Consider the following 15,857-nt stretch of genomic DNA (forward strand, 5'->3'; position numbering starts at 1 on the left):
GGTGGGCTTCGTCGCGTCGCAGGGACCTGCGCCGGGCCGGGCGGTCGAGACGGCGGCTCAGTACCAGATCGCCAGCTGAGGAGCCTCGACGGAGCGGAACGCGTCGTCCAGGGATGCCCCGACGACCGCTGTCGCCTCCAGTCGACCGGCCGCGCGCAGCTGAGCGGCGCTCACTCCCCCGGCGCACAGCGCGGACAGCGCGACGATGTCGAGCGACACGTCCGCTGATGCGCCGTCATCGACGGCCGAGACCGATGCCCGGCCGTCGGCACCGGCCGTGAGACGCCACGACCCGTGCGCGAATCCCAACGGGTCGTCGACGCGCAGGACGAGATCCAGCGGAGCGCGATAGGTGCGTCCGCCCAGGACGGCCGGCACGTCGAGGATGCGCAGCCAGCCGTGGTCGTGCACGGTGAATTCGATGGCGCGCTGGTCGGCGACGAGCCACGTGATCGGGTCGTCGACCGGGCGCAGACCCGCCGTGACGGTGTCGACGAGGTCGTGCTGCACGGCGAAGCGCCACAACGCGATGAGCGCGTCGGGGGTCACCGTGGACAGGTGCTGGATCTCGAGCTGGCAGCGGAACGCACCGGGGATCTCGGTGAGCCTGTAGGCCATCACGCCCCTGACCGCGCCAGAGGCATCCCGGTAGCGGACGCCTCGGATCGCGGTCGCGTTCGGGTGCCCGGCGGAGAGCCCTGCCGCCCGCGCCCAGCGCCCCGGCCAACCGGCGATCTGTCCGGAGCGCAGGGTGCGCGCGACCTCGTGCACGGTGCCGAGGTTGTCCTTGAGCACCTCGCGGTCGATGTATTCGACCCGCCCTGCGACGTCCGGTCCGACCCATCCCGCGCGTCGAGCGTCGATCTTCACGCGCGCGACGGGGATCGCCGGAGCGAAGCCGTAGCGGCTGTAGATGGTCGCCTCCGACGCGGTCAGGCCGGCGATCGGCACGCCGGCGGATGCCGCGGCGCGGAGCTCGCCCTCCAGCAGCGCCCTCGCGATGCCACGGCGGCGGTGCGTGCCCGATACCGTGACCGAGCTGATCGCCCACATGTCCAGTTCGCCGCCGGGGACCGTGAGCGGCGTGACCCACGAGTTCACGGTCGCGATCGGCCACGTGCCGACGGGGGCATCGGCCTCGAACACGCCGATGTTGCGCCGATCGACGAGCATCGAGCGTTGATCGGTCACCTGCTCGGCGGTCGGATCCGAATCCAGGAAGCCGCGGGCGTCGGCACGGAGGAACGCCTCGGTATCGGCATCCGATGCGGTGTCGATGAAGCGATAGGTGAGGCCCTGACCCGCCAGCCGCTCGGCGGACGCGGGGTCGACGGGGATACTGCGTGCGTCAGTCATGGCACCAGCCTATGGGCACCGTCCGACGTTGCGACGCGGTCAGAGCGGTGCGCTCAGTGAGCGCTTGCCTGCACCGCCCGGAGCTTCGCGAACACCTGATCGCGCAGCTCCTCGGGGGCGGTCTCCTTGCAGGCGCGGGCCAGAACCTCGGTCAGGGTCGTGGCCACGCGCGCCTCGTCGCGGCACCCTGGACAGTTCTCCAGATGCTCGCGGATCTCGGCGTGCTCGGTCTTGCAGACCTCGTTGCGGAGGTACTCCTCCAGATCCTGACGCGCCTTCTCGCAGCCGCAGTCGCTCATTTCCTGCTCCTCGTACCGGCCGTGGCGATTCCTCGCTCAGCGGCATAATCTGCCAGCAGCTCCCGCAGCATCCGTCTGCCACGATGCAGACGGCTCATCACGGTGCCGATGGGGGTCTTCATGATGTCGGCGATCTCCTGATAGGCGAAGCCTTCGACATCAGCGAAGTAGACGGCCAGCCGGAAGTCCTCCGGCAGCTCCTGCAGCGCATCCTTCACCACGGAAGCCGGCATCCGGTCGATCGCCTCCGCTTCGGCCGAACGGCTGTGCGACGCCGTGGTCGACTCCGCACCGCCCAGCTGCCAGTCCTCGAGCTCATCGATCGTGCCCTGGAACGGCTCGCGCTGCTTCTTGCGGTAGATGTTGATGTACGTGTTCGTCAGAATCCGGTACAGCCACGCTTTGAGGTTCGTCCCCTGCGAGAACGACGACCACGAGCCGAAGGCCTTCACGAAGGTCTCCTGCACGAGATCCGCCGCGTCGGCGGGGTTGCGTGTCATGCGCATGGCCGCGGCATAGAGCTGATCCATGTACGGGATCGCCTGTTCCTCGAACTCACGCCGAGCGTCGCCGACCGTGTCGGCAGGTGCGGTGTCATCCATCACCGGCCAGTCTAGGCCGACGATGTCCGCGAATTCCTGATCGACCGTCGCGATCATCACCACTCCTTCTCGGTGTACGCACCACCGTTCACTACAGTGGGAACCGATGAGTGACACACGGTATTCCCCCGCCCCCGCCCGCGGCGCCTACGCCGCTCCCACCGCCGACGGTTCCGTGCACGCGACCGTGACCGTTCCAGGGTCGAAGTCCCTGACCAACCGCGAGCTCATCATCGCGGCCATCGCGGACGGCCCAGGGCGACTCGTGGCTCCGTTGCACTCCGACGACTCGCGCCGGATGATCGACGCGCTGCGCGCACTCGGCACCGGCATCGAGGAAGTGGATGCCGGAAACGAGTTCGGTCCGGATCTCGTCGTGACCCCCGCACCTCTCGCCGGCGGCGTCACGATCGACTGCGGACAGGCGGGAACCGTGATGCGCTTCATCGCACCGCTCGCCGGTCTCGCGCGCGACGATGTGCACCTCACCGCGCACGAGACCGCGTTGCATCGTCCGATGGGTGCGATGATCACGGCGCTGCGCGACCTCGGCGTCGACATCGACGACGAGGGCACCTGGTCGCTGCCGTTCACCATCCGGGGTCACGGCCGCATCCGCGGCGGACGCATCGAGATCGATGCCTCGGCGTCGAGTCAGTTCGTCTCCGGCCTGCTGTTGGCCGCTCCGCGGTTCGACGTCGGTCTGCATCTGGTGCACACCGGCGAGCACCTCCCGAGCCTGCCGCACATCGACATGACGATCGAGTCGCTCAGCCGCCGCGGCATCCGCATCGAACGCCCTGCCACCGGGGAATGGCTGGTCGAGGCCGGAGTGCCCCGCGCCAAGGAGATCGCGATCGAGCCGGATCTGTCCAACGCCGCCCCGTTCCTCGCCGCGGCGCTGGTGACCGGCGGCGATGTGACGGTCAAGAGCTGGCCACTGCACTCCACGCAGCCGGGCGCACTCCTGCCGGACATCCTCCAGGTGATGGGCGCGCATGCGAGTCGTCAGCACGGCGATCTGACCGTACGCGCCGGTTCCGGCATCCGCGGCGTGGATCTCGATCTGTCGGCGGCGAGCGAGCTCACGCCGACCATCGCCGGCCTGGCCCTGTTCGCGGACTCCGCCACGACGATCCGCGGGATCGGACACATCCGCCTGCACGAGACGGACCGCATCGCCGCGCTGGTCGGCAACATCCGGGCGCTGGGCGGCGAAGCTGAAGAGCTCTCCGACGGACTGCGCATCGTTCCGCGCGAGCTCAGCGGTGGCACCTGGGTCGCGCACCACGACCACCGCATCGCGACGACCGGCGCGCTGGTCGGACTGCGCGTGCCCGGCGTGGAGATCGACGACATCGGAACGACCGCGAAGACCCTGCCGGAATTCATGCTGCTGTGGGAGCGGATGCTGGGGTCGCTGTGAGCTGGCTCGATCCGGACGACGACCTCGACGACGAGTTCGAGGACTTCGACGAGTCGAGCATCCGGGTCCGCCCGAATCCGAAGGCCAACCGCCCGCGGACCAAGCGTCGACCAGCGCACGAGGATGCCGAGATCGGCCGTGTGCTGGGGGTCGACCGCGGCCGCTACGCCGTCATGATCGACGAGGGCACCGACGACGAGCGCACCATCACGACGACCAGGGCCCGCGAGCTGCGGCGCACTCCCATCGTCACGGGCGACCTGGCCAGAGTGGTCGGCGACACCACGGGCGACGTGGGCACGCTCGCGCGCATCGTCGGCATCGTCGAACGCACGTCGCTGCTGCGCCGCAGCGCGGACGACACCGATCTGATCGAGCGCGTCGTGGTCGCGAACGCCGATCAGATGCTCATCGTGGTCGCCGCAGCGGACCCCGAGCCGCGTCCCCGTCTGGTGGATCGATATCTCGTCGCGGCGCTGGATGCCGGCATCCGACCGCTGCTCGTGGTCACGAAGACCGATCTGCAGGATCCGACTGCCTTCCTCGCGCACTTCGAAGGCCTGGACCTTCGGGTGTTCACCAGCGCCAGGGAGGAGATGCCCGTCGACGAGATCGGCGAAGCGCTGATCGGACACTCGACGGTCTTCGTCGGGCATTCCGGCGTCGGGAAGTCGACCCTCGTGAACGCACTGGTCCCGTCGGCCGACCGCGCCACAGGACACGTGAACCAGGTCACCGGCCGCGGGCGTCACACGTCGTCGTCCACCGTGTCGCTGCGGTACCAGAGCGAACACGGCACCGGTTGGGTGATCGACACCCCTGGTGTGCGGTCATTCGGCCTCGGCCACGTCGACCCGGCGAACATCCTGGCGGCTTTCACCGAGCTCGCCGCGATCGCCGAGGACTGCCCCCGCGGTTGCACGCACCTCACCGATGCGCCGGACTGCGCTCTCATCGAGGCCGCCGAGCGCGGCGAGCTCAGCCCTGCGGAGCTGTCGCGTCTCGACTCGCTGCAGCGGCTGCTGCAGACGTTCGCCGACAAGGCGGAGCAGACACCGGGGCGTTAGGCTTGACGCGTGACTGAACTGCGCCTGGCACCCGGCTCGACCGCCCCCGACTTCACGCTGCTCGACCAGGACGGCTCCCCCGTCCGACTGGACGATCTGCGCGGCGAGAAGGTCGTGCTGTACTTCTATCCGGCTGCCATGACGCCCGGTTGCACCACGCAGGCCTGCGACTTCCGAGACAGCATCTCATCGCTGCAGGGCGCCGGCTTCCGGGTCGTCGGGGTCTCGCGCGACGAGCCTGCGAAGCTGGCGGAGTTCCGCGACCGCGACGCGCTGACCTTCATGCTGTTGAGCGACCCCGACCACGCCGTGCACACCGCCTACGGCGTGTGGGGCGAGAAGATGAACTACGGCAAGGTCGTCGAAGGCGTCATCCGATCGACGTTCGTCCTCGATGAGCAGGGCGTCATCACGCACGCGCTTTACAACGTCAAGGCGACGGGACACGTCGCGCGGCTGCGCAGGATCCTCGGCGTCGACGCCTGATCGGGTTCACTCGCCGTCGGCGGACGGCTCGTTCGGCTCGATCTCACGACGTGCGCTCGAGAGCAGCAGGACGAAACCCAGGATGCCCGGCGCACCGACCGCGACCACGAACAGCCATGGAGCGGGCTGCAACGTGAGCGCCGCGAGGGCCAGTGCGACGGCCAGCACCTGAAGGACCACTCCCCCTGAGCGGGCCCAGGAGAGGCCGCGCAGCGTTCCGATGGCGAAGGCGATGAGCGCAGCGGCGCCGATCACAGTGAGCACGATCAGCGCGAGCGCTGTCGCGAGGTTCGCGGCGTCACCCGATCCGAGGCCGAACGTCTCGATCAGAGCGATGACGACGAGGGCGATGCCCTCCAGGGCGAGGACGGCGGCCGCCGCACGGGCGAGGCCAGGAGCGTTCACTGTGTTCCCCTGAGAATCGGATATGAATGCACAAAACCCTTGATTTCGTGCGGAAGCTGTAACACAATGTTAACCGTCATGTGCTCCCACAGCGGCGTGGGGCGAGCAATCGCTCGCATCACTTAACCCAGGGTAGCGGAACCCGAATTCTTCGCCGCCCGAATCAGAGCCATCGAAAATCCGCTGGTTCGTAAGAAACCACACTGAGGAGCCCCCATGGACTGGCGCGATAAGGCCGCCTGCTTGACCGTCGACCCCGAGTTGTTCTTCCCCGTGGGGAACACCGGACCGGCCGTCGATCAGATCGAGAAGGCGAAGGCCGTCTGCGCCACCTGCACCGTCACCGAGATCTGCCTGCAGTACGCCCTGGAGACCAGCCAGGACTCGGGCGTCTGGGGCGGCCTGAGCGAAGACGAGCGTCGCGCGCTCAAGCGCCGCGCCGCTCGCGCCCGCCGCGCCAGCTGATCTCCGCGCATACGAGAAATGCCCCTCCTCGGAGGGGCATTTCTCGTTGTTCGACTACTTCTTGATCCAGCGCAGCGGGATGTCGATCGTGACCTCGGTGCCCACGCCGTCGGTGCCCTTCCACTCGATCGTTCCGCCGAGTTCGCCCTGGATGAGGGTTCGGATGATCTGCGTTCCTAGCCCCTGCCCGATCCGCCCCTCCGGCAGCCCGTGGCCGTTGTCGGAGACCGTCACCCTCAGGTTCTCGTCGGTGCGCGTGGCATCGATGGTGACGAACCCCTCCTGGCCCGCAAGGCCGTGCTCGACCGCGTTGGTGACGACTTCGGTGAGAGCCAGCGCGAGTGGCGTCGCGTACTCGCTCGGAAGGACGCCGAAGTGTCCCGTGGACATCGTGCGCGCCCGTGTGTTGGGAGCCGCGGCGACCTCCGCGACGAGCTTGAGCACGCGGTCGAACACCTCATCGAAGTCGACCTGCTGGGTCAGTCCCTGAGCGAGCGTGTCATGGACGACGGCGATCGAGTCCACCCGCCGCATGGCCTGGGTCAGCGCCTCGCGCGCCTCCTCCGAGTGCGTCCGGCGCGCCTGGATGCGCAGCAGCGATGCGACCGTCTGCAGGTTGTTCTTGACGCGATGGTGGATCTCGCGGATCGTCGCGTCCTTCGTGATGAGCTCCTGCTCCTGGTGGCGCAGCTCGGTCACATCGCGGCACAGCACGATCGCGCCGATGCGGGTGCCGTGATCGCGCAGCGGGATCGCCCGCAGAGACACCGTGACGCCGCGAGCCTCGATGTCGGTGCGCCACGGCGCGCGCCCCGTCACGACGACCGGGAGCGATTCGTCGACCTGACGGGTCACCGGGAGGATGCGGGTGGTCACCTCCGCGAGCGACTCCCCCTCGAGCTCATCATCGAATCCCATCCTGTTGAAGGCGGACAACGCATTCGGGCTCGCGAACGTCGTGACGCCGTCGACATCGATCCGGATGAGGCCGTCCGATGCGCGCGGAGCGCCTCGACGCGGCGAGGTCGGCGCGGCGAGATCGGGGAACTCACCGGACGCGATCATCCGGAACAGGTCGTTGGCGCAGTCGTCGAATGTGATCTGCTGCCGAGACGGGGTCCTGGCCTCGCCGAGGTTCGTGTGCCGGGTGACGACGCCGATCACCCGCATCGGGTCGCTCTTCGAGCGGTTCGCGAGGATCGGGACGGCTCGCACCCGCGTCGGGGTCTCCTCGAACCAGTCCGGGGAGGACGAATCGACGATCTCCCCCGATTCGAACGCGCCGTGCACCTGGGTGCGCCACTGCGGCCTGACCCTCTCACCGACGATGTCTCGGTAGAAGAGGGTCGCCGCGCCGCTGGGCCGCGTATGCGCGACGGCGATGAACGAGCCGTCTTCGGTGCGCACCCACACGACGATGTCGGCGGATGCGAGGTCGGCGAGGAGCTGGCCGTCTCCGGCGAGGCGGTGCAGCCATTCGACATCGCTGTCGGTCAGGCACCCCTGCGCGTGGACGAGATCACTGAGCGTTGACACGCCTCAAGCCTAGGGCTCGACGGCGCGACAGCAGTGCAGTCAGGAGACCTTGACCGCGGAGATCTCGAACTCGAGGGTGATCTTCTCGGATACGAGCACCCCGCCGGAATCCAGTGGCACGTTCCATTCCAGGCCGAAGTCCCGACGCTGCAGTCGGCGAGTGCCCTCGAAACCCGCGCGGAGCTTGCCGTCGGCATCCGTCTCGATGCCGATGAGAGCGAGCGGGATCACGACCTTCTGCGTGACATCGCGGATGGTCAGATCGCCGGTCACCGCGAACGCGTTGTCGTCGACCTCTTCGATGTGCGAGCTGACGAAGGTGATCTCCGGCCAGCGCTCGGCGTCGAAGAAATCGGCGCTGCGCAGGTGGTCGTCACGCTGCTTGTTGCGCGTATCGATGCTGGCGACACGCAGGATCACGCGCGCCGACGACTTCGACGGATCGTCGGTATCGACGTGCAGGTTGCCGGCGACGTCGTTGAACGACCCGCGCACGGTCGTGACCATGGCGTGCCGTGCCGAGAACCCGACGCGCGTGTGCGCGGCGTCGAACTCCCAATCGCCGTTGACTCTCTCGAGGTCGTTCATCAGGCTCCTACCCGTTCACGGTGCGGTGCAACCGGATGAGCATACCAAGTCGCCTCTTCGGGGCGTTCTCCGGCGTGTGCGCGCCGTTCACAGCACCGCCAGGGACGTCGCCCGCCACCGGCGGTCCAGGCCCTCGAGCCTGATCGCCACCGCCCGCGTGCGTCCCGGCCCCGCCACGACGACCACGGCTTCGACGACGCCGTCCGCTGGGGCTGTCCGGTGCACGGACAGGATCTCGAAAACCGGTCGGCTCGGCGGTACGTCCCTCGCGCTGCGAGCGCGGGCGGAGAGGTTCGCCCGCATCACGAGCTTGCTGTAGGCGTCCTCGCTGAACCACCGGGCCAGCTGGTCCACTTCCCTGACGCCGGCGAACACTTCCAGCGCACCCTGTGTGAGGCTGCGCAGCAGCGGTTCGGGGTCGGGCAGTTCGGCCGCCGGCGTCGGCTGATAGGAGAAGTACTCGTGCAGTGTCATGTCGTGCCGTTCTCGTGCGTGAGGTGCCGAAAGTAGAACACGTCCGAACGCGCCTGTGCGGATCTTTCCTGCCCGTTGTGGATAACTCGTATACCGAGGACGCGGGGTCCTCTACGCTCTATCCCGTGCATTGGGACGGGCTGTTCGAGGACCTCGAGGGTCAGCTCGCTTCGGAGTGGGAAGCAGAGCGTGCGGCCCTGGATGCCGAGTCGGAGCGGCTCCGGATCTCCCGCATCGAGATGCGCGCGCGTCTGCGCGCACTCGCGGCCGCCGAGGCCGCGATCGCCCTCGAGCTCCCCGCCGGGCGGCTGCTGGCCGGCCGCGTCGTGAAGATCGGCGCGGACTGGCTGGCGATCGCACCGAACCCCGGCCGCGGCACCGCTCTCGTCCCGCTCACGGCGGTGCGCGGCATCCGAATGGATCACGGGATGCTGCTGGCCAGCCTCGATCCGGCGGTTCCCGCCTCCGAGCTGCGGGAGCGGATGACCTTCGGCTTCGTGCTCCGCGATCTCGCCCGCCGCCGAGTACCGGTGACGATCGAGGATCTCGACGGATGCCGCCGGCACGGCACGATCGATCGCGCTGGAGCGGACCACTTCGATCTGGCGGCGCACGACGCCGGTTCGTCTCGGCGCGCACAGGACGTCCGCGCCTACGTCGTGATCGCCTTCGCCGCCGTCGCGCGCATCGACCTGGAACCGCGCTGACGCGGGCGTGCAGCCGGCGTCAGCGCGGCCGACGCTGTCGGAGCCGTCACGGCCGGTGCGGAGTGGTGCCCCATACCTCGGGGAAGCTGGCCTCGTTCGCCTGCCGCCACAGCGCCATGCGTCTGGCCTGCTCGGACTGCTCGGCGAGATATTCCGCCAGGCTGGTCTCCTCGACGCGCCAGCGCGGAGGAGACCCGAGCTGGGATCCCCGCAGCCGCCCCTCGTGGACGAGGGCGATGACTTCATCGACCGCGATGCTCAGCAGCTCGGCGACCTCGGACGGGGCGAGGAAGCGCGGAGCGCTGGGCGACGGTTCGGACATGCTCCTATTGTCCACTCCGGGCGGCATCCGCGCCTGGGACCGACACCCCTGTGGATAACTTTCTCGGCGCGCGCACGTTTTCTGTGACGATGTCGATCATGACCATGCACACGCGCGTCCGCCGCACGCCATGGGGTGACGCCCGCTTCTACATCGGCGTCGCCCTGGTCGTGCTCTCGATCCTCGGCGTCTGGCTGATCGTGAACGCTTCCCGCACCACGACGCCGGTGCTCCAGGCCGATCGGACGATCGTCCCCGGCGAGGCGCTCAGTTCATCGGACTTCACCGTCGTCGACGTCTCGCTCGGGGCGGCCGCGGATCGCTATCTCGCACCGCAGGACCTCTCCGCCGGACAGATCGCGACACGCGGGATGGCAGAGGGCGAACTGCTGTCCGCCGCCGCGGTCGGCGATGCGGACGATGCCCGCACCACGACGATCGTCGTCGAGAGCAGCGTCGGACTGCCGGCCGAGATCGAACCGGGCACGGTCGTCGAGCTGTGGCAGGCGCCGCCGCTGGAAGAAGGATTCGACGAACCCCGCATTCTCGTCGCCGACGTGACCGTGGCGTCGCTCGTCGAGACCGAGGGGGTGATGGCGCAGAGCAGACCAGCGGTCGAACTGGTGATCGAGCGCTCCGACGTCTCCGACGTGCTCTCAGCCATGACAGGCGGGGCGGCTCTGTCGATCGTGCCGATGGGCTCGCGATGAGCACCGTCGCCATCGCCCTCGACGAGCCGCGGGCGTCTGCGCTGGCCGAAGAACTCGTCGATCTCGGCGTCGTTGTCGCGGCAGTGCTGCCGATCGGGGGCGTACCGGATGCCGCCTTCGGCGAAGTGGACGCGCTGATCATGCCCGCTTCACGGGCGGCACTGACCGCCGATGTCGTCTCCGCCTGCGACCGGACAGGAATCCGCATCGTCGCGCTCGGCGACGGCGATTCGCGCCTGCTCAGCCGATTCGGCATCGCCGGTGCCCTCGCATCGGATGCCACGGCCGCGGAGATCGCCGGCGCGGTCGCCGGGAATGCTCCGGCCGCACCCGCGCCTCAGCCGCGCTCCAGCTCCCGCGTCATCGCGGTGTGGGGGCCGCACGGCGCTCCCGGTCGCTCCACCGTGGCCGTTCAACTGGCGGTCGAGCTCACCCGCACGGGGCACCGAACGGCCCTGCTGGATGCCGACAGCGTCGCTCCGTCGCTCGCGCTGCTGCTGGGGCTCAGCGATGAGGCTCCTGGGCTCGCCGCCGCATGCCGGCGAGCCGAGCTCGGCGGCCTCGACCCGGCTGAGCTGACGCGGCTCTCCGCAACGATCGAGACCTCCGGCGGAAGTCTCGCGGTCCTCGGCGGCCTGAACCGTCCGAACCGCTGGCCGGAGCTCTCCGCCGACCGGCTGCGTCGCACGCTCGCCGCCTGTCGGCAGTGGGTCGATCGCACGGTCGTGGACACCTCGGCCGCGTTCGATGCCGACGACGAGGTGACCTGGGATCTGGAGGGTCCGCGACGGCACGCCGCGACGGCGGCCGTGCTCGCCGACGCGGACGAGATCGTCGCCGTCGCGTCCGCCGACCCGCTCGGCGTGGCGCGGTTCCTGCGCGACCATGCCGAAGTGCGCAACATCATCGGCGATACGCCGATGCGCGTGGTGGTCAACAGGGTGCGGCCGGGGCCGCTCGGAATCGATGCGCGAGGTCAGGTGCGCCGCACCCTGGAGCGCTTCGCCGGCATCACCGACATCGCATTCCTCCCGTACGATCAGCGCGCGGCGGATGCCGCCCTGCTGCACGCACGACCGATCGCGGACGTGAGTCCTCGATCGCAGCTCGTGGCCGGCATCCGTCGATTCGCCCAGAGCGCCGACGACATGACGGCCGCAGCCGTCACTGCCGGTAGTCGGCGAGGAAGTTCCCGAGCCGCTCGATCGCCTCGCCGAGCACGCGCGGTTCCGGCAGCGTCACGACGCGGAAGTGATCCGGAGTGGGCCAGTTGAAGCCGGTCCCCTGCACCAGCAGGATGTGCTCGGACACCAGCAGGTCGTACACGAGCTTCTCGTCGTCATGGATGTCATGCACGTTCGGGTCGAGCCGCGGGAAGGCGTAGAGCGCGCCCTGCGGTTTCACGCAGGAGACGCCGGGGATCGCCTCGAGCCCCTCCCAGGCGACATCGCGCTGCTCGTGCAGGCGACCGCTCGGCGCGATCAGCGCGTCGATCGACTGGACGCCCGACAGCGCCGCCTGCACCGCGTACTGCGCGGGCACGTTCGGACACAGACGCGTGGACGCCAGGAGCGTGATGCCCTCGATGAAACCCTTCGCGTGCTCCTGCGGCCCGGTGATGACCAGCCAGCCGGAGCGGAATCCGGCGACGCGGTACGTCTTGGAGAGACCGTTGAAGGTCAGGCACAGCAGATCGGGCGCGATCGTCGCGGTGGGGATGTGCTCCGCGCCGTCGAACACGATGCGATCGTAGATCTCGTCCGAGAGCAGCAGCAGCTCGTTCTCGCGGGCGATCTGGATGATCCCCTCGAGCACGGCCCGCGAGTAGACCACCCCTGTCGGGTTGTTCGGATTGATGATGACGATCGCCTTGGTCCGTGGCGTGACCTTCGACCGGATGTCCTCGAGGTCCGGCTCCCATCCGGCATCCTCATCGCACAGATAGTGCACGGGCGTGCCGCCGGCCAGGCTCGTCATCGCGGTCCACAGCGGATAGTCCGGGGCGGGGATCAGCACCTCGTCGCCCTCGTCGAGCAGCGCCTGCATCGTCATCGTGATGAGCTCGGAGACCCCGTTGCCGAGGTACACGTCATCGGGGTCGACCGGGGGGAACCCCTCGATCTGCTCGTAGCGGCTCACGACGGCACGACGTGCCGAGATGATGCCCTTGCTGTCGCTGTAGCCGTGCGCCGTCGGCAGCGCCGCGAGCATGTCGTGCACGATCTGGTGCGGAGCTTCGAAACCGAAGATGGCCGGGTTGCCGGTGTTGAGCTTGAGGATGCTGTGGCCCTCGGCCTCCAACCGCGCCGCCTCTGCGGGGACCCGTCCACGGATCTCGTACAGGACGTTCTTGAGCTTCGACGACTGGTCGAAGTGGCGCGAGTGAGTCATTGAGAAAGCCTATCGCCGCTCGGACGGTGCTTCTCGCTCACCTGCCAATGCGTGATCCACCGGCCGTCTTCCGCATGAGCCCGCCGGCCGACACGCGGTCAGCCGGCGGGGCATGTCACTTCTTCTTGCCGGCGCGGCGCTGGGCGCGGTTCTGCGGAGCGGCGCCCTGACCGCCGTCGGTGGGCTGCCCGAAGGCACCGCGCTCTGCCGGAGCATCCGCTGCGGGGGCGGCCGCAGCGGCCTCAGCCGCGCGACGGACCCGATCGGTCGCCGCCTGCTGCACCTGTCCGCGCTCGTTGCGCACCTCGACGTCGCCGGAGTCGCTCGGCGCGGAGTACTCCAGACGCTGATCGGGAGCGCCCTCCACCAGCCCCTTGGCCTCGACGGATGCGGTCTCCGAATCACCGGCACGACGCACTTCGACCTCGAGGTTGTAGAGGTAGCCGACCGACTCCTCCTTGATCTGGCCCATCATCGCCTGGAACATCGCGTAGCCCTCGCGCTGATACTCGATCAGCGGGTCGCGCTGCGCCATGGCGCGCAGGCCGATGCCGTCCTTGAGGTAGTCCATCTCATACAGGTGATCGCGCCAGCGGCGGTCGAGCACCTGCAGCACCACGCGGCGCTCGAGTTCACGGGTTGCCGGTGTGCCCAGCGTGGTCTCGCGCTTCTCGTAGGCGATCTTCGCGTCCGAGAGCAGCTCGCGGATGAGTCCCTCCGACGTGATGCCGCCCTTGCGTCCCTGAGCCTCGGAGACGACCTCGTCGATCGTGACGCCGACCGGGTACAGCGTCTTCAGCTCGGTCCAGAGCGCGTCGAAGTCCCAGCTCTCGTTGTGCCCCTCTGCGGTGTGGTCCTTCACGACGCCGGTGATGGCATCCTCGATGAAGTGCTGCACGCGGTCGGCGATGTCGTCGCCGTGCAGGATGTGGCGGCGGTCGGCATAGATCGCCTCGCGCTGACGGTTGAGGACGTCGTCGTACTTGAGCACGTTCTTGCGCATCTCGGCGTTGCGCGCCTCGACCTGCGACTGCGCGCTGCGGATGGCCCGCGAGACCAGCCCGGATTCGATCGGCACGTCATCCGGGAAGTTCGTCCGAGCCAGGATCGCCTCAGCGGCACCCGACTGGAACAGGCGCATGAGATCGTCGGTGAGGCTGAGGTAGAAGCGGCTCTCACCCGGGTCGCCCTGACGACCCGAACGACCGCGGAGCTGGTTGTCGATGCGGCGGGATTCGTGCCGCTCCGTGCCGAGGACGTACAGACCGCCGGCTTCGACGACCTTCGTGCTCTCCTCCGCGACGATGGCCTTCATCGCCTCGTAGGTCTCGTCCCACGCGGACTCGTACTCCTCCGGCGTCTCGGCCGGGTCCAGGCCCTTGGCCTTGAGCTCCTGCACGGCGAGGAACTCCGCGTTTCCTCCGAGCATGATGTCGGTGCCTCGACCGGCCATGTTCGTGGCCACGGTCACGGCACCCAGCCGACCGGCGCGCGCGACGATCTCGGCCTCGCGTGCGTGGTTCTTCGCGTTGAGGACTTCGTGCTTGATGCCCTTCTTCGCGAGCAGTCGCGAGAGGTACTCGCTCTTCTCGACGCTGACGGTGCCGACGAGAACCGGCTGGCCGTCGGCGTGCCGCTCTGCGATGTCCTCGACGACCTGCGCGAACTTCGCGGTCTCGTTCTTGTAGACCAGGTCCGCCTGGTCCTTGCGGATCATCGGACGGTTGGTCGGGATCGGGACGACACCGAGCTGATAGGTCGACATGAACTCGGCCGCCTCGGTCTCGGCGGTACCGGTCATGCCGGCGAGCTTGTCGTACAGACGGAAGTAATTCTGCAGCGTGACGGTGGCGAGGGTCTGGTTCTCCGCCTTGACCGGCACACCCTCCTTGGCCTCGATGGCCTGGTGGATGCCCTCGTTGTACCGACGACCGACGAGGATGCGACCGGTGTGCTCGTCGACGATCATGACCTCGTCGTTCATGACGACGTAGTCGGTGTCCTTCTTGAACAGGGCGAGCGCCTTGATCGAGTTGTTCAGGAATGAGATCAGCGGGGTGTTCGCCGACTCGTAGAGGTTGTCGATGCCGAGGTAGTCCTCGACCTTCTCGATACCGGGCTCGAGCACGCCGACGGTGCGCTTCTTCTCGTCGACCTCGTAGTCCTCGCCCTCGACGAGGGTGCGGGCGATCTTGGCGAACTCGGCGAACCATCGATTGGCCTCGCCCGAAGACGGCCCGGAGATGATCAGCGGCGTTCTGGCCTCGTCGATGAGGATCGAGTCGACCTCGTCGACGATCGCGAAGAAGTGGTCGCGCTGGACGAGGTCTTCCTTGCGCCACGCCATGTTGTCGCGCAGGTAGTCGAAGCCGAACTCGTTGTTCGTGCCATAGGTGATGTCCGCGGCGTACTGCTCACGGCGGACCGCCGGCGTCTGACCCGAGACGATGATGCCGGTGGTCATGCCCAGAGCGCGGTACACGCGGCCCATGAGCTCGGCCTGGTACGACGCGAGGAAGTCGTTCACCGTGATGACGTGCACGCCCTTGCCCGCGATGGCGTTGAGGTACGTCGGGAGGGTCGCGACGAGCGTCTTGCCCTCACCGGTCTTCATCTCGGCGATGTTGCCCATGTGCAGGGCTGCGCCACCCATGATCTGCACGTCGTATGCACGCATTCCCAACGTGCGCTTCGCCGCTTCGCGGACGGCGGCGAAGGCTTCAGGCATCAGCTGGTCGAGCGTCTCGCCCTTCTCGAAGCGAGCGCGCAACTCGGTGGTCTCGTTCGCCAGCTCTTCGTCGGTGAGCTTCTCGAAGTCCTCCTCCAGCGCGCCGACGGCCTTCACGACCTGGTTGAGGCGGCGAAGGATGCGACCTTCACCCGCGCGCAGCAGCTTCTCAAGAGGATTCGCCACTTAAGTCATCTCCCTGTTCTGGGTCAGATCCCGGCCGCCCCGATGGGGCCGGTGCCGGGCATACTGTGCCATGTTACCGGCCCGTGACCTGCGCGTCGCCTGCATGGGA

17 protein-coding genes are annotated in these 15,857 nt (G+C 68.2%); 7 read left to right on the forward strand and 10 right to left on the reverse strand.

The window, feature by feature from the left end; translation table 11 throughout:
- Nucleotides 1-57: 57 nt before the first annotated feature.
- From AC3ANJ_RS11885 to AC3ANJ_RS11895, 3 genes are read right to left on the reverse strand one after another with little or no spacing between them, the layout of a single operon-like run.
- Entirely contained in the window at nucleotides 58-1,356 is a 1,299-nt protein-coding gene (locus AC3ANJ_RS11885; protein ID WP_488316482.1) for a GNAT family N-acetyltransferase, read from the reverse strand.
- Between the two features lie 53 nt (nucleotides 1,357-1,409).
- Nucleotides 1,410-1,655, reverse strand: a complete 246-nt coding sequence (locus tag AC3ANJ_RS11890) for a zf-HC2 domain-containing protein (protein ID WP_488316483.1) — start codon at nucleotides 1,653-1,655, stop codon at nucleotides 1,410-1,412.
- The gene (locus tag AC3ANJ_RS11895) at nucleotides 1,652-2,314 is read right to left on the reverse strand and encodes a sigma-70 family RNA polymerase sigma factor (RefSeq protein WP_406249662.1); all 663 of its coding nucleotides are present in this window, start codon (nucleotides 2,312-2,314) and stop codon (nucleotides 1,652-1,654) included. Before AC3ANJ_RS11895 ends, AC3ANJ_RS11890 begins: the two co-directional genes overlap by 4 nt.
- A gap of 49 nt (nucleotides 2,315-2,363) precedes the next feature.
- Here AC3ANJ_RS11895 and aroA point away from each other — a divergent pair, with 49 nt between their 5' ends.
- Genes aroA through bcp form a run of 3 tightly spaced genes read left to right on the forward strand, consistent with a single transcriptional unit; the run spans nucleotide 2,364 to nucleotide 5,236 of the window.
- On the forward strand, nucleotides 2,364-3,683 hold the full coding sequence (gene aroA, locus AC3ANJ_RS11900; protein WP_488316484.1) for a 3-phosphoshikimate 1-carboxyvinyltransferase: 1,320 nt from the start codon (nucleotides 2,364-2,366) through the stop codon (nucleotides 3,681-3,683).
- Nucleotides 3,680-4,750: a ribosome small subunit-dependent GTPase A gene (gene rsgA / locus AC3ANJ_RS11905; RefSeq protein WP_406249660.1), complete on the forward strand. Its 1,071-nt coding sequence runs from the start codon at nucleotides 3,680-3,682 to the stop codon at nucleotides 4,748-4,750. Before aroA ends, rsgA begins: the two co-directional genes overlap by 4 nt.
- 9 nt (nucleotides 4,751-4,759) lie before the next feature.
- On the forward strand, nucleotides 4,760-5,236 hold the full coding sequence (bcp, locus tag AC3ANJ_RS11910; RefSeq protein WP_488316485.1) for a thioredoxin-dependent thiol peroxidase: 477 nt from the start codon (nucleotides 4,760-4,762) through the stop codon (nucleotides 5,234-5,236).
- A gap of 6 nt (nucleotides 5,237-5,242) precedes the next feature.
- Here the strand turns inward: bcp and AC3ANJ_RS11915 are convergent, their stop codons facing one another.
- Nucleotides 5,243-5,641, reverse strand: a complete 399-nt coding sequence (locus AC3ANJ_RS11915; protein WP_488316486.1) for a hypothetical protein — start codon at nucleotides 5,639-5,641, stop codon at nucleotides 5,243-5,245.
- A 216-nt stretch (nucleotides 5,642-5,857) separates the two neighbouring features.
- On the opposite strand from AC3ANJ_RS11915, the gene AC3ANJ_RS11920 reads away from it, so the two are divergent.
- On the forward strand, nucleotides 5,858-6,106 hold the full coding sequence (locus tag AC3ANJ_RS11920) for a WhiB family transcriptional regulator (protein ID WP_243224897.1): 249 nt from the start codon (nucleotides 5,858-5,860) through the stop codon (nucleotides 6,104-6,106).
- A gap of 54 nt (nucleotides 6,107-6,160) precedes the next feature.
- Here AC3ANJ_RS11920 and AC3ANJ_RS11925 read toward each other — a convergent pair whose 3' ends face one another.
- The 3 genes from AC3ANJ_RS11925 to AC3ANJ_RS11935 all read right to left on the reverse strand — a co-directional run bounded on the left by AC3ANJ_RS11925 (nucleotide 6,161) and on the right by AC3ANJ_RS11935 (nucleotide 8,704).
- Nucleotides 6,161-7,642 carry a sensor histidine kinase gene (locus AC3ANJ_RS11925; protein WP_406249657.1) on the reverse strand — a complete coding sequence of 494 codons (1,482 nt, stop codon included), beginning with the start codon at nucleotides 7,640-7,642 and terminating at the stop codon, nucleotides 6,161-6,163.
- Nucleotides 7,643-7,681: 39 nt separating this feature from the next.
- Nucleotides 7,682-8,230 (reverse strand): YceI family protein, encoded by a 549-nt coding sequence (locus AC3ANJ_RS11930; protein ID WP_488316487.1) that lies wholly within the window; start codon nucleotides 8,228-8,230, stop codon nucleotides 7,682-7,684.
- A gap of 87 nt (nucleotides 8,231-8,317) precedes the next feature.
- A complete protein-coding gene (locus AC3ANJ_RS11935; protein ID WP_488316488.1) occupies nucleotides 8,318-8,704 on the reverse strand; it encodes an Rv3235 family protein in 387 nt (128 codons plus the stop codon).
- A 125-nt stretch (nucleotides 8,705-8,829) separates the two neighbouring features.
- On the opposite strand from AC3ANJ_RS11935, the gene AC3ANJ_RS11940 reads away from it, so the two are divergent.
- Entirely contained in the window at nucleotides 8,830-9,411 is a 582-nt protein-coding gene (locus AC3ANJ_RS11940) for a hypothetical protein (protein ID WP_488316489.1), read from the forward strand.
- Nucleotides 9,412-9,457: 46 nt separating this feature from the next.
- Here the strand turns inward: AC3ANJ_RS11940 and AC3ANJ_RS11945 are convergent, their stop codons facing one another.
- A complete protein-coding gene (locus tag AC3ANJ_RS11945; protein WP_406249653.1) occupies nucleotides 9,458-9,733 on the reverse strand; it encodes a helix-turn-helix domain-containing protein in 276 nt (91 codons plus the stop codon).
- 98 nt (nucleotides 9,734-9,831) lie between these two features.
- On the opposite strand from AC3ANJ_RS11945, the gene AC3ANJ_RS11950 reads away from it, so the two are divergent.
- Both AC3ANJ_RS11950 and AC3ANJ_RS11955 read left to right on the forward strand, forming a co-directional pair.
- Nucleotides 9,832-10,443, forward strand: a complete 612-nt coding sequence (locus AC3ANJ_RS11950; RefSeq protein ID WP_488316490.1) for an SAF domain-containing protein — start codon at nucleotides 9,832-9,834, stop codon at nucleotides 10,441-10,443.
- Nucleotides 10,440-11,717 (forward strand): CpaE/TadZ family protein, encoded by a 1,278-nt coding sequence (locus AC3ANJ_RS11955; RefSeq protein ID WP_488316491.1) that lies wholly within the window; start codon nucleotides 10,440-10,442, stop codon nucleotides 11,715-11,717. Before AC3ANJ_RS11950 ends, AC3ANJ_RS11955 begins: the two co-directional genes overlap by 4 nt.
- Here the strand turns inward: AC3ANJ_RS11955 and AC3ANJ_RS11960 are convergent.
- Together AC3ANJ_RS11960 and secA are read right to left on the reverse strand one after the other, a co-directional pair.
- Nucleotides 11,608-12,834, reverse strand: coding sequence for a pyridoxal phosphate-dependent aminotransferase (locus AC3ANJ_RS11960; protein WP_488316492.1), 1,227 nt, complete (start codon nucleotides 12,832-12,834; stop codon nucleotides 11,608-11,610). The genes AC3ANJ_RS11955 and AC3ANJ_RS11960 overlap by 110 nt on opposite strands.
- A 115-nt stretch (nucleotides 12,835-12,949) precedes the next feature.
- Nucleotides 12,950-15,748 carry a preprotein translocase subunit SecA gene (gene secA / locus AC3ANJ_RS11965; RefSeq protein ID WP_488316493.1) on the reverse strand — a complete coding sequence of 933 codons (2,799 nt, stop codon included), beginning with the start codon at nucleotides 15,746-15,748 and terminating at the stop codon, nucleotides 12,950-12,952.
- Between the last annotated feature and the right edge of the window lie 109 nt (nucleotides 15,749-15,857).

It is taken from the genome of Microbacterium sp. STRO-1N (genome assembly GCF_057748015.1).